The organism is Verrucosispora sp. SN26_14.1 (assembly GCF_004307965.1).
Taxonomy (GTDB): domain Bacteria; phylum Actinomycetota; class Actinomycetes; order Mycobacteriales; family Micromonosporaceae; genus Micromonospora.
Map to the genome: position 1 here is coordinate 1 of NZ_SISL01000568.1, position 3,378 is coordinate 3,378.

4 protein-coding genes are annotated in these 3,378 nt (G+C 73.2%); all 4 read left to right on the plus strand.

Annotated elements, in window-relative coordinates:
* On the plus strand, positions 1–1,048 hold a 1,048-nt coding region (locus EYA84_RS29165), incomplete at its 5' end, for a condensation domain-containing protein (protein WP_131057231.1).
* 175 nt (positions 1,049–1,223) lie between these two features.
* Positions 1,224–2,336 (plus strand): LLM class flavin-dependent oxidoreductase, encoded by a 1,113-nt coding sequence (locus EYA84_RS29170; RefSeq protein ID WP_131057233.1) that lies wholly within the window; start codon positions 1,224–1,226, stop codon positions 2,334–2,336.
* Positions 2,333–3,004, plus strand: a complete 672-nt coding sequence (locus EYA84_RS29175; RefSeq protein WP_131057235.1) for an NADPH-dependent FMN reductase — start codon at positions 2,333–2,335, stop codon at positions 3,002–3,004. The genes EYA84_RS29170 and EYA84_RS29175 overlap by 4 nt, the downstream gene beginning before the upstream one ends.
* A 29-nt stretch (positions 3,005–3,033) precedes the next feature.
* The gene (locus EYA84_RS29180; RefSeq protein ID WP_131057237.1) at positions 3,034–3,333 is read left to right on the plus strand and encodes an acyl carrier protein; all 300 of its coding nucleotides are present in this window, start codon (positions 3,034–3,036) and stop codon (positions 3,331–3,333) included.
* Positions 3,334–3,378: the final 45 nt, after the last annotated feature.

A 3,378-nucleotide genomic window follows, 5' to 3' on the forward strand; every position in this document is an offset into this window, starting at 1 on the left:
GTCCGACCGGCCGGACCCGGCCGCCGCCGTCGACCAGGCGGTACGCGCCGAGCTGCGCACCGCGATCGACCCGACCGAGTGGCCCTCCCGCAGCACGCTGTGGCGGCTCGGGCCGGACGAGCACGTGCTCTGCCTGAACCTGCACCACCTGGTGACCGACGCCTGGTCCACCGGAATCCTCTTCCGGGACCTCGGCATGCTCTACGCGCAGGCCAGCGGCGTACCGATCCGGCTGCCCGCCACCGGCTGGCAGTACGCGGCCTTCGTCCGGTGGCAGCAGGAACTGCTCGACGGCGACGGGCTGCGCCGGCACCGGGAGTACTGGCGGCGGCAGCTGACCGGCAGCGAACTGCCGGCGGTGGGCACGTCCGCCGTCGCGCCCTCGTCCTCGGACGGCCCGACCACCTCCGACGTGGCGGTCGACCTGGACCGGGAGGCGGTGGCCCGGCTGCGCGCCCTGGCCCGGACCCAGCGGACCACCCTGTTCTCGGTGCTGCTGGCGGTCTTCTATCACCACCTGCACCGCATCACCGGCCAGGACGACCTGGCGGTGGCCTCGATGTTCGCCAACCGGTCGCGTCCCGAGCTGCGGGAGACCGTCGGCCTGCTGGCCAACATGGTGCTGCTGCGGGCCCGGGTCGGGCAGGCCGAGACCTTCGCCGACCTGGTCGGGCAGGCGCATGCGGCGGCCATCGGCGCCTTCACCTACCAGGACCTGCCGTACCAGATGTTGCCGCTGGACGTGGTGCAGACCGGCGGGCGGCGCGCCGACGACGTGCTGTTCAACGTGATGGCCGAGGTGCAGCACCGGACGGTGTCGGCGGGCCTCGGGTTCGAACTGCTGGTGCCGCCCGGGTTGGGCAGCCGGTTCCAGTTCGAGCTGGCGGTGGCCCCGGTCGGCCCGGCGGACCTGCGGGCGGTGTTCTACCACAGCACCGCCGCGTACCCGCCCGCCGCGGCCCACGCGTTCCTCGCCGGCTACGCCGACCTGGCCGCCCGGCTGGCCGCCGAACCGACCGCACCGCTGCGGACCAGGCGCGGCGGCTGACGCCCCGGCCCAGAAGCGCCACACAACACGACACTGGCGTCACACACTCTTGACACCGCATCCGGGTGCTGGGAGGCTTCGACCAGCCCTACCTGGTAGCGCGCAGGGAGCGGGGGTGCCTGTACCCGCCGGACGCGACCGCTCACACGACAACTGCTGTGACAGGAAGGTCCACATGCCACTTCACCTGCACTGGTTCCTCCCGTCCCACGGTGACGGCCGTGAGGTGGCGAAGACCCCGCAGGGCGCGCCCGTCGACCCGGCGGAGAACGTCCGGCGCGCGCCGGACATCGACTACCTGGCGCAGGTCGCGGGAGCCGCCGACCGCTTCGGCTTCACCGGCGCCCTGGTGCCGACCGGGCTGTTCTGCGAGGACCCCTGGCTGGTGTCGGCCGCCCTGGCGGACCGGACCCGTCGGCTGCACTTCATGGTCGCCGTACGCCCCGGCTCGGTGGCGCCGACGGTGGCCGCGCAGATGGCCGCCACCCTGCAACGCCTCTCCGGTGGTCGGCTGCTGCTCAACGTGGTCACCGGCGGCGACCCCGACGAGCAGCTGCGCTACGGCGACTGGCTCGACCACGACCAGCGTTACGCCCGCGCCGAGGAGTTCCTCGACGTCTTCGGCCGCGCCTGGTCCGGTGGCACGTACGACTTCGAGGGCACCCACTACCGGGTACGGGCCGGTCGGCTGACCCGGGGACATCCGGTCACCCCGCCGGTCTTCCTCGGTGGGTCCTCGGCCGCCGCGCACGACGTGGCCGCCCGGCACGCCGACGTCTACCTGGCCTGGGGCGAACCCCCCGAGCAACTGGCCGCCCTGGTGAAGAAGGTCCGGGACCGGGCCGACGCGCAGGGCCGCGAGCTGTCCTACGGATCCCGGTTCCACGTGATCAGCCGGGACACCGCCGAGGAGGCGTGGGACGTCGCGCACCGCCTGGTGGCCGGGATGCACCCGGACACCATCGCCGCCGCCCAGCGGCGCTTCGCGCGCACCGAGTCCGAGGGGCAACGCCGGATGGCCGCCCTGCACCAGGGCCGGACCGACAGCCTCGAGGTCTACCCGAACGTGTGGGCCGGCTACGGGCTGGTCCGCCCCGGCGCCGGAGCCGCGCTGGTCGGCAGCCACGTCGAGGTGGCCGACCGGATCGAGGAGTACCACGCCCTCGGACTGGACCATCTGATCCTCTCCGGCCAGCCGCACCTGGAGGAGGCGTACACCTTCGGTGAGGGTGTGCTGCCGATCCTCCGCCGGCGGGGACTGCTGGCCGACCCGGAAGGAGACCGGTGACCGACCTGCGGCAACACGCGCCCGAGCGGATGATCCCTCCGACGGATCCCCTCTCCGTTCCGGCCACCGTCCTGATCGGCAACCCGCGCCGGGGCTCGCGGACCCTCACCGTGGCCCGGCACGTGACCGGCGCGCTGCGGACCGGTCTGGCCGACCTCGGCGTACACCTCGGCGAGCCGCACCTGGTCGACCTGGCCGAACTCGGCGCGGACCTGCCGTCCCGGCTGATCGCCGGCACCGCCGCCCACGCGCCCCTGGAACGGGTGGTCGCCCGGGTCCGCGGACCCGGCCTGCTGGTGGTGGTGAGCCCGACCTTCAAGGGTTCCTACACCGGCCTGCTGAAGCTCTTCCTCGACATGCTCCCCCGCGAGGGACTGCGTCCGGGCACGGTCGCGGTGCCGGTGATGACCGCCGGCTGGGCGCAGCACCGCTTCGTCTGCGACGCACAGCTACGCCCGTTGCTGGTGGAGCTGGGTGCCGTGGTGCCGGTCCGCGGCCTGGCGGTGCTCGAGGAGGAGTTCGGCGACCTCGACGCGGCGGTCGCCGGATGGACCACGGCCGCGGTGCCGGTGCTCGCCGCCGTACTGCGCAGTTGCCAGCCCCCGTCTGTGGGACCGCACCGACCCGCGGAACCCGTTCCCGTCCATCAACCCGCACAGCTCCGGTGAGCCGGGCGATCCGGAAGGAAGTAGCGACCATGAGTGAGCAGACCCCGACGGTCGTGGGACCGAAGCAGTCCGACGAGCAGATCCGCGCTCAGGTCCAGGCCATCGTGCTCGACCTGGCGCCCAACCCCGACGGCCTGCGTGGGGAGGAGACGGCCCTGGTCCAGGACCTCGGCTTCCACTCGCTGGCCCTGATGGAACTCGCCTTCGCCCTGGAGGACGAGTTCGACCTCGAACCGATCGACGAGAAGACGGCCCGGTCGATCACCTCGCTCGGTGCGGTGCAGGAGCACGTGCTGCGCCGGATCGCCGAGCGTGACGCCGGGGCCTGACCCTCGGACGACGAGAACGGCCGGCCACCCCGATGGGTGGCCGGC